The organism is Pseudomonas sp. GT1P32, from assembly GCF_054897805.1.
Genome location: NZ_CM142704.1, coordinates 5,105,892 through 5,122,681 on the forward strand (window position 1 = coordinate 5,105,892; position 16,790 = coordinate 5,122,681).

At 59.1% G+C, this 16,790-nt stretch carries 14 protein-coding genes; 3 read left to right on the top strand and 11 right to left on the bottom strand.

The window, feature by feature from the left end:
- Positions 1 to 101: 101 nt before the first annotated feature.
- A complete protein-coding gene (gene uvrA / locus ACYZUC_RS23425; protein ID WP_461990663.1) occupies positions 102 to 2,936 on the bottom strand; it encodes an excinuclease ABC subunit UvrA in 2,835 nt (944 codons plus the stop codon).
- Positions 2,937 to 3,127: 191 nt separating this feature from the next.
- On the opposite strand from uvrA, the gene ACYZUC_RS23430 reads away from it, so the two are divergent.
- Together ACYZUC_RS23430 and ACYZUC_RS23435 are read left to right on the top strand one after the other, a co-directional pair.
- Positions 3,128 to 4,525, top strand: coding sequence for an MFS transporter (locus ACYZUC_RS23430; RefSeq protein ID WP_461990665.1), 1,398 nt, complete (start codon positions 3,128 to 3,130; stop codon positions 4,523 to 4,525).
- 9 nt (positions 4,526 to 4,534) lie between these two features.
- Positions 4,535 to 5,059, top strand: coding sequence for a single-stranded DNA-binding protein (locus ACYZUC_RS23435; protein WP_008041307.1), 525 nt, complete (start codon positions 4,535 to 4,537; stop codon positions 5,057 to 5,059).
- A gap of 185 nt (positions 5,060 to 5,244) precedes the next feature.
- On the opposite strand, the gene ACYZUC_RS23440 is transcribed toward ACYZUC_RS23435, so the two are convergent.
- From ACYZUC_RS23440 to ACYZUC_RS23485, 10 genes are all read right to left on the bottom strand, one after another.
- Positions 5,245 to 7,449, bottom strand: coding sequence for an OsmC domain/YcaO domain-containing protein (locus tag ACYZUC_RS23440; RefSeq protein WP_461990667.1), 2,205 nt, complete (start codon positions 7,447 to 7,449; stop codon positions 5,245 to 5,247).
- A 156-nt stretch (positions 7,450 to 7,605) separates the two neighbouring features.
- Positions 7,606 to 8,763, bottom strand: coding sequence for a glutathionylspermidine synthase family protein (locus ACYZUC_RS23445; RefSeq protein ID WP_461990669.1), 1,158 nt, complete (start codon positions 8,761 to 8,763; stop codon positions 7,606 to 7,608).
- 12 nt (positions 8,764 to 8,775) lie between these two features.
- The gene (locus tag ACYZUC_RS23450; protein WP_192228087.1) at positions 8,776 to 9,489 is read right to left on the bottom strand and encodes a DUF1190 domain-containing protein; all 714 of its coding nucleotides are present in this window, start codon (positions 9,487 to 9,489) and stop codon (positions 8,776 to 8,778) included.
- Between the two features lie 18 nt (positions 9,490 to 9,507).
- A complete protein-coding gene (locus ACYZUC_RS23455; RefSeq protein WP_461990671.1) occupies positions 9,508 to 9,936 on the bottom strand; it encodes a DUF350 domain-containing protein in 429 nt (142 codons plus the stop codon).
- Between the two features lie 14 nt (positions 9,937 to 9,950).
- Positions 9,951 to 10,625: a DUF2491 family protein gene (locus tag ACYZUC_RS23460; protein ID WP_461990673.1), complete on the bottom strand. Its 675-nt coding sequence runs from the start codon at positions 10,623 to 10,625 to the stop codon at positions 9,951 to 9,953.
- The gene (locus ACYZUC_RS23465; protein WP_461990675.1) at positions 10,612 to 11,646 is read right to left on the bottom strand and encodes an ion channel; all 1,035 of its coding nucleotides are present in this window, start codon (positions 11,644 to 11,646) and stop codon (positions 10,612 to 10,614) included. The genes ACYZUC_RS23460 and ACYZUC_RS23465 overlap by 14 nt, the downstream gene beginning before the upstream one ends.
- A 71-nt stretch (positions 11,647 to 11,717) precedes the next feature.
- Positions 11,718 to 12,281 (bottom strand): rhomboid family intramembrane serine protease, encoded by a 564-nt coding sequence (locus ACYZUC_RS23470; protein ID WP_461990677.1) that lies wholly within the window; start codon positions 12,279 to 12,281, stop codon positions 11,718 to 11,720.
- Between the two features lie 156 nt (positions 12,282 to 12,437).
- Complete coding sequence (locus ACYZUC_RS23475; protein WP_223555571.1) at positions 12,438 to 13,136, bottom strand: PspA/IM30 family protein; 699 nt, start codon at positions 13,134 to 13,136, stop codon at positions 12,438 to 12,440.
- A 25-nt stretch (positions 13,137 to 13,161) separates the two neighbouring features.
- Positions 13,162 to 13,743 carry a YjfI family protein gene (locus tag ACYZUC_RS23480; RefSeq protein WP_085988408.1) on the bottom strand — a complete coding sequence of 194 codons (582 nt, stop codon included), beginning with the start codon at positions 13,741 to 13,743 and terminating at the stop codon, positions 13,162 to 13,164.
- Positions 13,744 to 14,877: 1,134 nt separating this feature from the next.
- Positions 14,878 to 15,426 carry a cysteine hydrolase family protein gene (locus ACYZUC_RS23485; RefSeq protein ID WP_461990680.1) on the bottom strand — a complete coding sequence of 183 codons (549 nt, stop codon included), beginning with the start codon at positions 15,424 to 15,426 and terminating at the stop codon, positions 14,878 to 14,880.
- Positions 15,427 to 15,527: 101 nt separating this feature from the next.
- Here ACYZUC_RS23485 and ACYZUC_RS23490 point away from each other — a divergent pair, with 101 nt between their 5' ends.
- Positions 15,528 to 16,526, top strand: a complete 999-nt coding sequence (locus tag ACYZUC_RS23490; protein ID WP_461990682.1) for a GlxA family transcriptional regulator — start codon at positions 15,528 to 15,530, stop codon at positions 16,524 to 16,526.
- Positions 16,527 to 16,790 lie beyond the last annotated feature (264 nt).

Sequence of the window (16,790 nt, forward strand, 5' to 3'; positions counted from 1 at the left end):
CGTCCTTGATATCGCCATCGCCAGCAAGCTGTGCTCCTACAGTGTGAACAAAAAAGCCCCTGTCACCGACAAAGTGACAGGGGCTTTTTCATGGGCCTGATTCAGGCCTTGTCGCGAGCCAGCAACGGTTTGAGATAGAAACCGGTGTGAGACTGCTTCATCTCGGAGACTTCTTCCGGTGTACCAACGGCAATGATCTGCCCGCCTTTGGAACCACCTTCCGGTCCAAGATCCACCAACCAATCAGCCGTCTTGATCACGTCCAGGTTGTGCTCGATCACCACCACGGTGTTGCCGTGGTCGCGCAGTCGATGCAGCACGTCGAGCAGTTGCTGGATATCCGCGAAGTGCAAACCGGTGGTTGGCTCATCGAGGATGTAAAGCGTCTTGCCGGTATCGCGCTTGGATAGCTCGCGGGACAGTTTCACCCGCTGTGCTTCACCACCAGACAGCGTGGTCGCTGATTGCCCCAGCTTGATGTACGAAAGGCCGACATCCATCAACGTCTGAAGCTTGCGTGCCAGTGCTGGCACCGCGTCGAAGAACACTCGAGCTTCCTCGATGGTCATCTCGAGGGTTTCGTGGATGCTCTTGCCCTTGTACTTGATCTCCAGCGTTTCGCGGTTGTAGCGCTTGCTCTTGCAGACGTCGCACGGAACATAGATGTCCGGCAGGAAGTGCATTTCAACCTTGATCAGGCCATCGCCCTGGCAGGCCTCGCAGCGTCCGCCCTTCACGTTGAAGGAGAAACGCCCCGGCCCGTAACCGCGGGAGCGGGATTCCGGCACGCCGGCGAACAGTTCGCGAATCGGCGTGAACAGCCCGGTGTACGTCGCCGGGTTGGAGCGTGGCGTGCGGCCGATCGGGCTCTGGTCAATGTCGACGACCTTGTCCAGATGCTCCAGCCCTTTGATGCTGTCGTGAGCTGCAGCCTCAAGCGTCGTTGCACCGTTGAGTGCCGTCGCGCTCAAAGGAAACAGTGTGTTGTTGATCAGCGTCGACTTGCCCGAACCGGACACGCCGGTAACGCAGGTCAGCAGGCCAATCGGAATCTCCAGATCGACGTTGCGCAAGTTGTTGCCGCGAGCGCCCTTGAGGGACAGCGACAATTTCTTGTTACGCGGTGTGCGTTTGGCAGGGACGGCAATCTTCACCCGGCCAGACAAATATTTGCCGGTCAGCGAGTCAGGGTGAGCCATAACTTCCGCTGGCGTACCTTCGGCGACGATATGTCCGCCATGAACGCCGGCACCCGGGCCGATATCCACAACATAGTCAGCGAGGCGAATGGCATCTTCATCGTGTTCGACCACGATCACCGTGTTGCCGATGTCGCGCAGGTGCTTGAGTGTGCCGAGCAAACGGTCGTTGTCGCGCTGGTGCAGACCAATCGACGGTTCATCGAGGATGTATAGAACGCCCACCAGGCCGGCACCAATCTGACTGGCCAGACGAATCCGTTGCGCCTCGCCACCGGACAACGTGTCCGCACTGCGATCCAGCGACAGATAATCGAGGCCGACGTTGACCAGGAACTGCAGGCGCTCGCGGATTTCCTTGAGGATCTTGTCGGCAATTTCACCGCGACGCCCGGTCAGCTTCAGCACGCCGAAGTATTCGCACGCATCGCCAATCGGCAGATTGGTCACCGCCGGCAGCGTTTTCTCGCCGACCCAGACATGTCGCGCCTCGCGACGCAGGCGGGTGCCACGGCAATCCGGGCAATGCTGGGTGCTGAGGAACTTGGCCAGCTCTTCGCGCACCGAAGCCGATTCGGTTTCGCGATAGCGACGTTCCAGGTTTGGCACGATGCCTTCGAACGGGTGCGAACGTTTGACGATGTCGCCACGGTCATTCAGGTATTTGAAATCGACGTTCTGGGAGCCGCTGCCGTGCAGGATGAATTTCTGCTGATCGGCCGGCAGTTCGTTGAACGGCACTTCGAGGCTGAATTTGTAGTGCGCCGCCAGCGACCCGAGCATCTGGAAGTAATAGACGTTACGCCTGTCCCAGCCGCGAATCGCGCCTTCGGCCAGGGTCAGTTCGCCATTGACCAGTCGCTTGATGTCGAAGAACTGCTTCACGCCCAGACCATCGCACGTCGGGCAGGCACCGGCCGGGTTGTTGAAGGAGAACAGCTTGGGTTCCAGCTCGCTGATCGCGTGACCGCAGATCGGGCAGGCGAAGCGCGCGGAGAAGATCATCTCTTCGCCGGGTTCGTCGTCCATCGGTGCGACCAGGGCAATGCCGTCCGCCAGCTTCAGTGCGGTCTCGAAGGATTCCGCCAGACGCTGTTGCAGATCGGCGCGGACCTTGAAGCGGTCGACGATGACGTCAATCGAATGCTTCTTCTGCTTGTCCAGCTTCGGCAGTTCGTCCAGTTCGCAGATCCTGCCGTTGACCCGGGCCCGGACAAAGCCCTGGGCGCGCAATTCTTCGAAGACCGAAAGATGTTCGCCTTTGCGCTCGCGGATCACCGGCGCCAGCAGCATCAGTTTGCTGCCCTCCGGTTGGGCGAGGACCAGGTCGACCATCTGGCTGACGGTCTGCGCTTCCAGCGGAATATCGTGATCCGGGCAGCGCGGAATACCGACGCGAGCATAGAGCAGGCGCAGATAGTCGTAGATTTCGGTGATGGTGCCGACCGTCGAACGCGGGTTGTGCGAGGTCGACTTCTGTTCGATGGAAATGGCTGGCGACAAACCTTCAATGGTGTCGACGTCAGGCTTTTCCATCATCGACAAAAACTGCCGGGCATAGGCCGACAGCGACTCGACATAGCGGCGCTGGCCTTCGGCGTACAGCGTGTCGAACGCCAGGGACGATTTGCCGGATCCGGACAAGCCGGTGATGACGATCAGTTTGTCCCGTGGCAGGGTCAGGTCGATGTTCTTCAGGTTGTGGGTTCGGGCCCCACGAATCAGGATCTTGTCCAAAGTGGCCTCGCTCGGCGGGCGTCGAAAACGTAGGAGTATACGGCCAAATACTGGATGGATGCACACTATCAAACGAGTGGTTTACTGTCGTACATGAAGAGTCTGTCAGCGGAGCGCGTCAAAGCGTCGCGATATACCCTGTCAATCGATGGGACTGGTAGAATCGCCGCCGGTTCACATGAGGTTTTTCCATGCACGATCCCCACAGCGAACGCATGAGTGGCAGTGAGACCCGCGCAGCAAGCGGTCTGGCCCTCGTGTTCGCCTTCCGTATGCTTGGCATGTTCATGGTGTTGCCGGTACTGGCGACCTATGGGATGGATCTGGCAGGAGCGACCCCGGCCCTCATCGGGCTGGCGATTGGCGCTTACGGCCTGACCCAGGCGATTTTTCAGATTCCGTTCGGCTTCATTTCCGACCGCATCGGGCGCCGCCCGGTGATTTACCTTGGGCTGATCGTATTCGCCCTTGGCAGTGTGCTGGCGGCCAACGCTGACTCGATCTGGGGCGTTATCGCCGGACGAATCCTTCAAGGCGCCGGGGCGATTTCCGCAGCAGTGATGGCGTTGCTGTCAGACCTGACCCGCGAACAGCATCGGACCAAAGCCATGGCCATGATCGGTATGACGATTGGTCTGTCGTTCGCGGTCGCCATGGTGGTAGGGCCTTTGCTGACTCGCGCCTTCGGGCTGTCCGGGTTGTTCCTCGCCACCGGTGGCATGGCGCTGGTGGGCATCGTGATCGTGATGTTCATGGTGCCGCGCTCCACCGGGCCGTTGCAGCACCGTGAGTCCGGCGTTGCGCGTCAGGCGTTGATGCCGACGCTCAAGCACCCGGACCTGCTGCGCCTGGACCTGGGTATTTTTGTGTTGCACGCGATGTTGATGTCGAGCTTCGTGGCATTGCCGCTGGCCCTGGTCGAAAAAGCCGGCCTGCCCAAAGAGCAGCACTGGTGGGTCTACCTGACCGCGCTGCTGATTTCCTTCTTCGCCATGATCCCGTTCATTATCTACGGCGAGAAGAAACGCAAAATGAAACGAGTTTTATTGGGCGCAGTGCTGACGCTGATGCTCACTGAGCTATTCTTCTGGCAGTTCGGCGATAACTTGCGGGCTCTGGTGATCGGGACGGTGGTGTTCTTTACCGCGTTCAACTTGCTGGAAGCTTCGCTGCCATCGCTGATCAGCAAGGTTTCACCGGCGGGCGGCAAGGGCACGGCGATGGGGGTTTATTCCACCAGTCAGTTCCTCGGATCGGCACTGGGCGGGATCCTCGGCGGCTGGATGTTCCAGCATGGCGGTCTGTCGGTTGTCTTCCTCGGATGCGCCGGCCTGGCTGCCCTCTGGCTGGCCTTTGCTGTTACCATGCGCGAACCACCTTATGTCACGAGCCTGCGCTTGCCGTTGTCGCCCGAGGCGATCCGCGAAGCGGGTCTGGTTGAGCGCCTGAAGGCCGTCGTAGGGGTAACAGATGCGGTAATCGTTGCTGATGAAGCAGCGATTTACATCAAATTGGACACAGAACTATTGGATCGCACTACCCTCGAGCGCCTGGTGAACAACCCGCCCGAGGCAGCGTGCGTAGCCTAGGAGAACGTTATGGCCCGTGGGGTTAACAAAGTCATATTGGTCGGCACTTGCGGCCAGGATCCCGAAGTTCGCTACTTGCCTAACGGTAACGCCGTGACCAACCTGAGTCTGGCGACCAGCGAACAGTGGACCGACAAGCAGACCGGTCAGAAGGTCGAGAAGACCGAATGGCACCGTGTGTCGATGTTCGGCAAAGTGGCGGAAATCGCCGGCGAATACCTGCGTAAAGGTTCGCAGGTCTACATCGAAGGCAAGCTACAGACCCGCGAGTGGGAAAAAGACGGTATCAAGCGTTACACCACTGAAATCGTGGTCGACATGCAAGGCACCATGCAACTGCTGGGCGGCCGTCCACAGCAGGGCGACCAACAAGGCGGGGGCAACAACTACCAGCAGTCCGCTCCGGCTCCACGCCAGCAGCAGGCACCGCGTCCGCAGCAGTCGGCACCGCAACAGTCGCGCCCGGCTCCACAGCAGGCTGCTCCTCAGCCGGCTCCGGATTTCGACAGCTTTGATGATGATATCCCGTTCTAGGATATGGCTTAGGCCTTTGTAAGGTTTAGCCTCGAAACCCCCGATCGGTCCTCTGGACTGGTCGGGGGTTTTCTTTTGCACACTAATTTGTAGGAGCCGGCTTGCTGGCGATGGCGGCAACGCGGTTAATCAGGCGAACCGCGCTATCGTTCATCGCCAGCAAGCCGGCTCCTACAGATTTGCGCTCAACGGGATGAGGTGGTTACGTTGGCCCGTGCCGTATGCAGTTTTTTGTAGCTGTCGATCAGGCGCAGATGTCTGTCGAGCCCCTCCAGTTTCATGCTGGTCGGCGTCAAGCCATGGAAGCGCACGGTCCCGTCCACGGAGCCGATCGCTGCGTCCGTCCGCTCGCTGCCAAACATCCGGCGGAAATTGGCCTCGTAGTCTTCCAGTTCCAGGTCTTCGTCCAGCTTCATCTCCAGCACCACATTGACAGCCTGGTAGAACAAACCGCGCTCAACCGTGTTGTCGTTGTACTGAAGGAACATTTCCACCGCCTCTTTCGCCTCTTCAAACTGTTGCAGGGCGAGATAAATCAGCAGCTTCAATTCCAGGATCGTCAGCTGACCCCAAGCGGTATTGTCGTCAAATTCGATGCCGATCAAGCTGGTGATGTCGGTGTAGTCGTCCAGCTCACTTTCCACCAGACGCTCGACCAGCGCTCGCAGTTCTTCTTCGTCCAGGCGATGCAGGTTCAGGATGTCTTCGCGGAAGAACAGCGCTTTGTTGGTGTTATCCCAGATCAGATCGTCTACCGGATAAATTTCCGAATAGTCCGGCACCAGGATGCGGCAGGCCGTCGCGCCGATATGCTCGTAGACCGCCATGTACACTTCCTTGCCCATGCCTTCGAGAATGCCGAACAAGGTCGCGGCTTCCTCGGTGTTCGAGTTTTCACCCTGGCCGGAGAAGTCCCACTCCACGAATTCGTAATCCGACTTCGAACTGAAGAAGCGCCACGACACAATGCCGCTCGAGTCGATGAAGTGCTCGACGAAGTTGTTCGGCTCGGTCACCGCATGACCTTCAAACGTCGGCTGGGGCAGGTCATTGAGGCCTTCGAAGCTGCGGCCTTGCAGCAATTCGGTGAGGCTGCGTTCCAGTGCCACTTCAAGGCTTGGGTGCGCGCCGAACGAGGCGAACACACCGCCGGTGCGCGGGTTCATCAACGTGACGCACATCACCGGGAATTCACCGCCCAGGGACGCATCCTTCACCAACACCGGGAAACCCTGTTCTTCCAGCGCCTGAATGCCGGCGAGGATCCCTGGGTACTTCGCCAGCACGTGGGCCGGCACATCCGGCAGTGCAAATTCACCTTCGATGATTTCGCGTTTTACCGCGCGCTCGAAGATCTCCGACAGGCACTGCACCTGAGCTTCGGCCAGCGTGTTGCCGGCACTCATGCCGTTGCTCAGGTACAGGTTTTCAATCAGGTTGGACGGGAAATACACCACCTCGCCGTCCGACTGGCGCACGTACGGCAGCGAGCAGATACCGCGCTCTTCATTGCCCGAGTTGGTGTCGATCAGATGGGAGCCACGCAGTTCGCCGTCGCGGTTGTAAATCTTCAGGCAGTACTCGTCGAGAATCTCGGTCGGCAGTGCGTCTTTACGGCCAGGCTTGAACCAGCGCTCGTCCGGATAGTGCACAAATTCCGCGTTGGCGATGTCTTCGCCCCAGAACTGGTCGTTGTAGAAGAAGTTGCAGTTGAGCCGCTCGATAAACTCGCCCAACGCCGACGCCAGTGCGCCTTCCTTGGTCGCACCCTTGCCGTTGGTGAAGCACATCGGCGAGTGTGCATCGCGGATATGCAGCGACCACACATTGGGCACGATATTGCGCCACGAGGCGATTTCAATCTTCATGCCCAGGTCCGCCAGAATGGCCGACATGTTGGCGATGGTTTGTTCCAGCGGCAGATCCTTGCCGGCAATGTAAGTGCTCGCCTCTGAACTGGAAGCAGGCATCAACAACGCCTGGGCATCGGCGTCGAGGTTTTCCACTTCTTCGATCACAAATTCAGGCCCGGCCTGCACCACTTTTTTCACGGTGCAACGGTCGATGGAACGCAGGATGCCCTGGCGGTCCTTGTCGGAGATGTCCGCGGGCAACTCGACCTGGATCTTGAAAATCTGGTTGTAGCGGTTTTCCGGGTCAACAATGTTGTTCTGCGACAGGCGGATGTTATCCGTGGGGATATTGCGTGTGCTGCAGTACAACTTCACGAAATACGCCGCACACAACGCCGACGAAGCCAGGAAGTAGTCGAACGGACCGGGTGCCGAGCCATCGCCCTTGTAGCGGATTGGTTGATCGGCCACCACCGTGAAGTCGTCGAACTTGGCTTCAAGCCGAAGGTTGTCGAGAAAGTTGACCTTGATTTCCATGGGGGGGTACCAGAATAACGGGCTAGACGATTTGGCCGCCATTATCCGGCTTTTCAGCGGTAAGTCTTGTGGTTGTCGGGTCCCTGATCGGGTTTACGCCTGTTTCACCCCGACGCCCGATGCATGGCAACGGGCTTTTCCGCTAACGGTAACTGTTCAGTCGAGTATCAGGTGCGGCAAGAATCGGCTGGAATCCTTGGTAATCAAGCTGTTGTCCTCGCGTACACCGATGCCCGCCGCTTGATCGCCGATCACCCACGAACCGATCAGCGTGTAGCTATCGCCAAACTGCGGCAACGGCGCGAACTCCTGAAGGATAAACGGCGCGTCCGTGTAGGGCCCGTCCTCTTTCACGATCAGACCGTCCGCTGTTTGCAGCTCGATGTTGGCGCCTTCCCGCGAGAAGAATGGCTTGCGCACCCAACCCTTGGGCACTGCCTTGTTCGGGTCGGTATCCAGGTGGGCGGCGAGCAGGTTCGGATGGCCTTTGTTGAATTCCCACAGCAGCGGCAGGATGCCTTTGTTGGAGATGATGGATTTCCAGGCCGGTTCGAAAAACTGCGTATCGCTCTGGGCAATCGCTGCACCAAAAGGCTCGTGGAAGATGAACTCCCAGGCGTGCAGTTTGAACAGGTGAGGAATCCAGCGATCTTCAAGATCGACGAAACGTCCGTCATTGGTGAGGCCAATGTCTTCGATGTCGATGTGGCGGGATTCGATGCCGACTTTTTCCGCAACCAGCCGCAGGTAATCGGTGGTGCCCTTGTCCTCGACCGAGTCTTTCATCGAGGCGAAATAGAAGGGACGCGTGAGCTGCAGTTGAGCAAAGGCCTGATGCAGCTTGGTGTCGATGCTGTTGAACTGGTCAGCGTTCTTGGGCAACAGACCGCGCTCAATGCATTGCTCCAGCCAGCCCCACTGGAACGCCGCCGCTTCGTAGAGGCTGGTCGGCGTGTCGTAGTTGAGCTCCAGCAGTTTGGCCGGGCCGTTGCCGTTGTAGGAAAAGTCCATGCGCCCGTACAGATGCGGATGACCTTCGAGCCATGACGTACGAACTAGGTCGTAGAACGGTGCCGGAATGCTCAGGCGTTCCAGCAGTTCCTCGCTCTGCACCACGCGAGCCACCAGGTCCATGCACATCTCATGGATCTCGGTGGTCGGGTCTTCGAGATCGTTCTCGATCTGCTTGAGCGTGAACTGGTAGTACGCGCTCTCGTCCCAATAGGGTTCGTTGTCGATGGTGTGAAACAGAAAGCCGAGGTTTTCGGCGGTCTGTTTCCAGTCATGACGCTCTGCGCAGAGGATTTTCTTCATGGCCCTGTTTCCTTAACTGCTCGACCCGCCGCCACCCCAGCCGCTGCGCGCACTGGCTTTGCTGCCGAAGCCGCCACGGGAAGTGGACGAGGCAACGGACACCGGTTTGCTGGCGGAACGAATCGAGTCGGCGTAGTTGCTGCTGCCGTATCGCGCCTGATTGGACTTGGTAAAGGTCGAACCTTTCGAAATCCGCTGGCCGAGTGTCGAAGACGAATAGCTGCCACGGTCATCGCGGTAGCGGTACACCGGCTCGGAATAGTAGCTGTTGCGGTTGTTGCTCAGCATGTTGCCGATCAGCAGGCCGGTCAGCAGGCTGGTGCCGGAGAATCCCGAACCGCCACTGTTTGCTTCCGAGGCAGGCAATTGCGCTTTGGCGGCGTCCACCTGGGATTGCGTCACCTCGCCATTGGCGGTCAGTTCAAAGCCGCCGAGCTTGGGGATGAATTTGCCGGCAGAGTCCTGCTGGCACCAATCGGCGACGAAGTCGGCTTCGCAATCGGCCTGGTTGTCGTACACCGGGGCAATGCGCCGGTGTTCAGCCATGGCGGTCATAAAGGCGTCCGAGCAGACGTCCACCGGAAGCTTCTCATCGGCGCATTGTTGCACGGACTGGAAGTTGTACTTTTTCTGCATCGAGTAGGTTTTTTCCGTCGGCCCGCAGCCCGAAATCGCCATCGCGACCGAGGCTGCCAGCGACAGCTGAACGTACTTGCTTCGTTTCATCGGGAGCTCCGTGCGCGATCAGTTCTGGGAAGGGGTCATGCAGGCGGCGTTCAACATGCCGACGCTGATGGCCACGGCTGCCACGTAGATACCGGCGGCGATTTCACCTTTCTTGATGCGCTCGGAGGTGCCCTTGAGCACCAGGCTGGTCATCAGGAACGCCAACAATTGCACGAACGCGGCGATGACTGCCCAGACCACGAAGTCGAGGAGGCTGATCGAGTAGGCGATCACGTTGCTGGCCGGAATCGCGAAACCGATGACCGCACCGCCCAGGGCGATTGCAGCCGCGACGTTGCCCGAACGGATCAGTTCGAATTCTTTGTGCGGGGTAATGCGGGTGTAGATGAACTGGAACAGCGCGAACAGCACGGCGGCGCCGAGGATGTACGCAACAAACCCGAACACGGCGGCTTTGTTCAGGGAGACGGAGAGCGCTTCTAGCATGGGTTTCTTCCTTTTTAAAAAGTGTTCAGGTCGGTGGTGTACAGCGAAATACCCAGCGAAGTGCTCAAGCTGATCGTGCCTTCGGCGTCTTCTTCGACGGAAAACAGCAGGAATTCACGGCGGTCGGTCAGGCCGGTTTCGCGGGCGTACAGCATCGAACGGTGCTCGACACTGTAGGACTCGTCCGGGTTTTTCAGCTGTTCGCTCAACGCCACCAATTCAGTCTGGCCATTCTCGGTGCCCCATTCGCGGGTGTATTCGACGCCGTTGTGGGTGTAGGTCGGCAGCCCGATCAGGCTATTCGGGCCGGCCAGACGGCGCAGCTCCGCTTCGCTGCTGATGGTGATGTAGCTGAGGTAGTTGAACAGGATCACCGACTCGACCTGGCCGGCGATATCGCCGGTGGTGTGCACTTGCAGCCAGTAGTCTTCGTCGTTCATGTAATAGCGCGACAGCCAGGTCGACTGCCCGAGGTCAATGGTGCCGTTGCTCCAGATCTGCTGCGAGCCAGGGATCGCCACGGCGGTTTTTTCGTCGAGCAGCAATTGCAGCGTGCTGTCGAACATCACGCCTTTGCCCAGTGCCAGACCCAGCGGGCCGACGGCCGGCTGGGTTTCGCCGGCGGTCCATTTCGATTCTGAATTCGCGTTCGGGGCCTCAAGCCCCATCAACTGTTTAAACCATCCCATTGGAGATTTCCTTGAGGCGAGTGGAGGCGATGTAGAAGAGCTCGCCGCCCTCGACGCGTGTGGCGCCAGGCGGGTTGATCGATGGTTGTCGGGCGCCCTTGGCGCGGTAGCCGATGAGGGTGGCGTTGTGACGTTCTTTCATCTGCGTGTACAGATCGCCGAAGGTCGCGTTAAACGTCTCGGGCAGTTTCATCAAGTATTGGGTCGCGCCCTGGCCCACGCATAGCAATTCATTGATGACCACGGACGAGCCGGGGTCCTGAGACGCGCGCACAAGCATCTCGATGGCCATGCTTGATGTGCATTCCAGGCTGGGGGCGTAGGCGCTGGCAAGCGCGGCGATTTCACTGTCATTGAAGTGGGCGACCACATGCCCGACAGGCTTAAGTTGATTGACCGCCAGCACGGTGGCCAGGGTCAGGTCGTCTGAATGGGTTCGCACCAGAACGCGTTCGGCACCGGGAACGCCAGCGCGTAGCAGCAGCGCCACCGAGGACAGGCTTTCGCCCTTGATGAAGGCTGCCTGGCCGGGCATGGGGTTTTCTTCAAGGGTGCAATCGCAAATGACGATCAGGTTGTCGTTGGAGGTTTCATCCTGAAGCAATAATTCAACGACCCGTTCGCTGGACGCACCTTCCCAGCCGATGAGCACCGTATGCCCGACATTGCCGGTGTAGTCACCTTTGCCCTTCATGCTTTTTCTCCATACATCGATAACGCTGCTGGTGGTTTTGCCGATGGCAGCCGTCAGCAGCGCAATGCCGCCGAGCATGACCCAGGTGGCCACGAAAATGCGCCCCGCCGATGTCTGTGGCGCGAGATCGCCATAGCCTACGGTAAGCGTGGTAGTGAGATAGAAGTAGGTAAACGTGGCGGGGGCGGTGAGGTGCTGTTCGCCCAGCAACACCAGGCCCAGATACGCCGTGGTCAGGTGCACGGCCAAGGCGATGACCAGTCCTGCCCAACCGAATCGGTGGAAGAGGGACGAGGCATACATGCGCAGTAAAAGGAAAATCGACATTTCGTCCCTGACTCCGTGGGTACTCATTCCTGGCGACGTTATCGCCTCGGCGTCTGAATGCTCAAGTGCGGTTAACCGGCGGCATTAAACCTGCTGCGCGGCGCAGAGAAAAGTACCTTGGCTGCAATAAATCCGGCGAGCGCCCCAAAGAGATGTCCTTCGAAGGACACACCCTGTCGCGGAAGGAAGCCGAAGACCAGGCCGCCATAGAGCAGCGCCACGACGCTGGCCGTGATCAGGTTGCCCCAGCTGCGGTGAAACCAGGCGCGGGACAGGAGATAGGCCCACAATCCGAATACCCAGCCGCTGTCGCCAATGTGCACGCCGGAAAATCCGAACAGCCAGACCAGCGCGCCGCCCAGCAGAATGATGATCGCGCTGACGGCCAGGAACCGGTTGAGCCCGTCGACAATGACCAGGGTGCCCAGAATCAGGAAGGGGATAAGGTTGGCGCTGAGGTGCGCAAAGGACGCGTGCAAAAAAGGCGAGGTGATGATGCCGACCAGTCCGTGGACCGTTCTCGGCACCAGGCCGAATGCCAGAAGGCTGTAGCCGGTCGCGGCGTTGAGCAGTTGCAGCGCCACCATGAAAATGGCGAGGCTGGCGATTGTCTTGAAACCCTTCAGGGCACCCATCCTTGACCTCGATTCAACAAAAAACTGAAACGCATATCCATTGTGGGAGCGAGCCTGCTCGCGAAGAGGAAGTGTCAGTCAACATTAATGTCGCCTGACAAACCGTAATCGCTAGCAGGCTAGCTCCCACAGGTTATGCATCTGCGACTGAGTCGATTACTCAGCCGATTTCTGCTTCAGGCGCTCCAGAATCGCGTTGGCGCTGCCTGCGTCCGGCGTGATGCCGGCTTCGCGCAGCTTGCGCTCCAGGTCGGTGCCGGTCGACGCATCGGCCAGTTGGTCCTGGGCTTCCAGTTCAGCGGCGCGTTGCTGCTGCTTGGCTTGCAAGCGGTTCAGCGTGCCGACTGCGGTTTCCAGTTTGCCGTTGGCGCCGCCGCTGGCGATGGACGCGCTGACCTGGGCTTTCTGCACGCTTTCGCGGGCCTTGGCCATGTCCACTTGCTGGCGCAGGCTCTTGATGCGGTTTTCAGCCTTGGTGATGTCTTTGCGCATGTTGTCCGCATAACCGCCGAATTCGGTGGCCTGCTTCTGCTCGACATCCAGCTCGTTGGTCAGGGTCGAAATGGCTTCGGCCACTTCCAGTGCCAGGTCTTCGCGGTTGGCCTGAATGGCGGCCAGCGCCTTGGATTCCAGGTCCTTGATCTTGGCGTTGTACTCGCTGACGCGATCGGCCGACAGTTTGTGCTTGGCCATGATGGTTACCAGTTCACGCTTGGCGTTGGCCAGCGCGCTGTCGGCATCGCGAATTTCCTGGTCGAGGATGCGCAGGGCCTGTTGGTCGACGATCGATTCGCCGACTTCATTGGCGCCGCCACGCAGTGCGGTGAACAATTTGCTCCAGATGGACTGAGTCATTGGATTTTCCCTGATTCCCGAATAATTAATTGAAAAAACGTTCGAAGGCTTCGCTGGCGCGCTGCACGTTGTCGACGAGGGTTTTGACCTCGGTTACGACGTTGGTCAGGCTCGAGTCGGAGCTGAGCGCGCCAAACATGTTGTAAACGACCTGCCCGTTGGGCATGGACTCGATGCCGATCGAGGACAGCGGGAACATTTCCCGGCTGCGCAGCACGGCATCATTGAAGGCCGGCACGTCCTTGATCGACTCGACGTCGACCAGCACGGTATCGACGATGATCTGGTCGCCCACTACCGCGATGTAAATCGGCAAGCCACCGAAGTCGTTCATTTCCAGCTTGATGCTGGATTCGGAGCCTTGGACGAGGGAGAGGGTGATGTCGTTCGAGACCACTTCGTCCAGGGCTTGAAGGGCGCTGTAGAGGCGATCGATGTTCCAGTTGTTACCTGCGCTCATGTAATTCTCCGACATGAATGAGCCAGCCAGAATCGGTTGGCGTAGCTGTTTCTCCATCTGCTTGAGCAGGCTTCGGTTTTCGGGAAGCACCCAAGTCTCGTGTTTTACATAACCGGCGGCACCCAGGCCCGCGCGCATCTGCTTCATGTAGAAGCTCGACGGTTTTTTCGCGGACGGTTTCGAGCGCTCTCCCTTGCGGCTTGCTGAATCGTTCACAGACCCGGAAGGCGGATCTGATGGAGAGCTGCTGTTCATGGTGCTGACCTCGTTGTGAAAAACTCACGCGTGAGAAACACTACAGGCAATTTTTGCTGGGCTCAATAGCTCACGCGTGAGATTTTTTTATGGGTGGTGGGGGCGGGGATTGGGGGGATATCCGTTTTTTGGGTGATGGCGGATATCGGTTTCGCCCTTACGGCGAGTCACTTGGAAAAGCCCCAAGTAACCAAGGGCTCTTGCCCCTTTCGTTCGGTGCCTCGCCTAGGCTCGGCATGCCCTCGCTCCGGTCCTGCTCCGTGGGCCCGCCGCCATCGGCCATCCATGCCGGGTTGCCCACTGCGCAGAACCTGCGCTCGGCCTCTCGAGGGGGCGCTCAGATCAAAAGCGGAAGGCGAGCTAACGCTCGGCCTGATGAGTGGTGAAAATCAAAAGCGTACGTACCCCCTGTAGGAGCCGGCTTGCCGGCGATGGCGGTGGGTCAGTCGACGCATTTATCGCCTGAAAGGACGCCATCGCCAGCAAGCTGGCTCCTACAAGGGAAATGCATATGTGTTTGGATAAATACGATCAACTGTAGGAGCCGGCTTGCTGGCGATAGCGGTGGGTCAGTCGACACATCTATCGCCTGAAAGGACGCTATCGCCAGCAAGCCGGCTCCTACAGGGGAGCGGTGCACATGTCCGGAATGAGTGAGCGCATCAAAGAAGGACAACGCGGACAACTGAAGAGCCAGGTCGGCTTTCAGGCCGCCTCGGCGGCTGTGGCGGTAGTCGCCCCCTCGAGAGGCCGAGAGGAGGTTCTGCGCAGTGGGCAACCCGGCATGGATGCCGGGTTAGCCGCCCCCGGCCAGGGATGGCCGATGGCGGCGGGCCCACGGAGCAGGACCGGAGCGAGGGCATGCCGAGCCACAGCGAGGCACCGAACGAAAGGGGCAGAAGCGCTTGGTTACTTGGCGCTTCTCCAAGTGACTCGCTGTAAGAGCGAAACCAATAGAAGCCGTTACCGCAGCAACGGATATGTACTCAGCTCCGTTCAGCTCCGTTCAGCTCAGCTCAGCTCACCTCAACCAGCCAGAAACTCGGCAGTAGACACCACACTGGCATAGGCAAAACCCAACGCAGACATGAACGCGGCATGAACATGGGCAGCCGGAACCGTAAGTCCGTTGAACTCCAGATCCCGTGAGGCACAGGCGTCATGGATCACCGTGACGCTGTAGCCGAGGTCGTTGGCCGCACGGGTAATGCCGTCGACGCACATGTGGCTCATGCTGCCGACCACCACCAATTCCTTGATGCCCTGCTCGTCGAGAATTGACTGCAGTTCAGTTTCGCGGAACGAGTTGACGAAGTGCTTGAGCACCACCGGCTCATCGGCACGGTTCAGGACTTTGGGATGCAGCTTTGCGCCCTCGGAGCCCGGGGTGAAGAAGGGCGCTTCGTCGGAAGTGAACTCGTGGCGAATGTGCACCACCGAATCACCGGCATCGCGAAAGGCTTTGAGCAGGCGTACGGCGTTGTCCGCAGCAGCGTCGGCGCCGACCAGCGGCCACTTGCCCTGGGGGAAGTAGTCGTTTTGGATATCAACTACGATGAGTGCTTGCTTGGCCATGACTGTTTCCTCGAAGTGTGTGTTGGTGTGGAATGAAGTATTGGCTCTGGCGGACCGTCCGAGGATCGGCCGCACCGACAATAAAAGGGGGAAAACTGACAATGGACGCACAAAGGGCAATCGCCGAGCTGGGCGTACTGATTTATCCCGGCGCGCAGATGGCGGCGGTGCACGGGCTGACAGACTTGTTCGGGGTGGCGAACCGGATTGCCGCCGACTATCAGGCGGCGCAGTTACCGCTGTTGCGGGTCAGCCATTGGCAGGTCGATGGCGATCAGCCCCCCAAACGCGTCTACGACAGCCATCCCGCACCGGACGGCGCATTGGTGGCGGTGTTGATCCCGCCGTCGATTGCCGGTTTTTCCGAAGGCCAGGCGCCGCAAGGCTTGCTGCGCTGGATTCGTCAGCAACATGCACAAGGCGCGACCCTCGGCGGCGTCTGCGTGGGCTCGATTCTATTGGCTGAAAGCGGCCTGCTCGACGGCCGCAGTGCCACCACCCACTGGACGTCGGCCAAGGCGTTCGCCGAGCGTTATCCGGCGATCAAGCTCAAGGCCGATACGCCGATCGTCGATGACGGCGACTTGATCACCACCGCCGGATTGATGGCCTGGTCCGAGCTGGGTTTGCGCCTGGTCGACCGATTGCTGGGGCCGAGCATTGCCACCGGCACTGCGCGGTTTCTGGTGGTGGAACACAGCGACAGTGCGAGTGAATGTGGCAGCAACTTTTCACCGATTCTCAGCCACGGCGACGCCTCGATTCTCAAGGTTCAGCATTGGCTGCAAAGCACCGGCGCGACCGATGTGTCGCTGGCGACCATGGCTGAACGGGCAGGGCTGGAAGAGCGTACTTTCCTGCGCAGATTTCGTGCTGCAACCGGGCTGAAACCTACCGAGTACTGTCAGCATCTGCGGGTCGGCAAGGCCCGGGAAATGTTGGAGTTCACCAACGGCACCATCGACCACATTGCCTGGACCGTCGGTTATCAGGACCCGAGCGCCTTTCGTGCGACGTTCAAGAAAATCACCGGGCTGGCGCCGAGTGATTATCGGGCGCGGTTTGGGGTGACGCCGACTACCGCATCGGTCCGTCAGTGAACATCAATTCAGTGTAGGAGCGAGCCTGCTCGCGAAGAGGCCGTGACGGTCAGCATCTATGTTGCCTGAAAGGTCGCTTTCGCGAGCAGGCTCGCTCCTACAGTGGGTCTATGCAAGGCTTGGATCGTGCAAAATGCCAGAGCTGAAATGAGTGTCGTGCAGAATGAGACAGGCTCATTGCTATCACCGATTCGGCAACTGATTGAATTGCCGATTATTTCAAATCAGCCGCCCTTGGCCTGATCTCTGCACCCCTACAACTAC

Excerpts from the sequence above, each read along its gene's own strand:
- ACYZUC_RS23470 (WP_461990677.1), bottom strand. The coding sequence starts at position 12,281 with ATGGGTGCCCTGAAGGGTTTCAAGACAATCGCCAGCCTCGCCATTTTC.
- ACYZUC_RS23480 (WP_085988408.1), bottom strand. The coding sequence starts at position 13,743 with ATGAAGCAGATGCGCGCGGGCCTGGGTGCCGCCGGTTATGTAAAACAC.
- ACYZUC_RS23465 (WP_461990675.1), bottom strand. The coding sequence starts at position 11,646 with ATGTCGATTTTCCTTTTACTGCGCATGTATGCCTCGTCCCTCTTCCAC.
- ACYZUC_RS23475 (WP_223555571.1), bottom strand. The coding sequence starts at position 13,136 with ATGACTCAGTCCATCTGGAGCAAATTGTTCACCGCACTGCGTGGCGGC.
- ACYZUC_RS23460 (WP_461990673.1), bottom strand. The coding sequence starts at position 10,625 with ATGGGATGGTTTAAACAGTTGATGGGGCTTGAGGCCCCGAACGCGAAT.
- ACYZUC_RS23435 (WP_008041307.1), top strand. The coding sequence starts at position 4,535 with ATGGCCCGTGGGGTTAACAAAGTCATATTGGTCGGCACTTGCGGCCAG.
- ACYZUC_RS23450 (WP_192228087.1), bottom strand. The coding sequence starts at position 9,489 with ATGAAACGAAGCAAGTACGTTCAGCTGTCGCTGGCAGCCTCGGTCGCG.
- ACYZUC_RS23455 (WP_461990671.1), bottom strand. The coding sequence starts at position 9,936 with ATGCTAGAAGCGCTCTCCGTCTCCCTGAACAAAGCCGCCGTGTTCGGG.
- ACYZUC_RS23430 (WP_461990665.1), top strand. The coding sequence starts at position 3,128 with ATGCACGATCCCCACAGCGAACGCATGAGTGGCAGTGAGACCCGCGCA.
- ACYZUC_RS23485 (WP_461990680.1), bottom strand. The coding sequence starts at position 15,426 with ATGGCCAAGCAAGCACTCATCGTAGTTGATATCCAAAACGACTACTTC.
- ACYZUC_RS23490 (WP_461990682.1), top strand. The coding sequence starts at position 15,528 with ATGGACGCACAAAGGGCAATCGCCGAGCTGGGCGTACTGATTTATCCC.
- ACYZUC_RS23440 (WP_461990667.1), bottom strand. The coding sequence starts at position 7,449 with ATGGAAATCAAGGTCAACTTTCTCGACAACCTTCGGCTTGAAGCCAAG.
- ACYZUC_RS23445 (WP_461990669.1), bottom strand. The coding sequence starts at position 8,763 with ATGAAGAAAATCCTCTGCGCAGAGCGTCATGACTGGAAACAGACCGCC.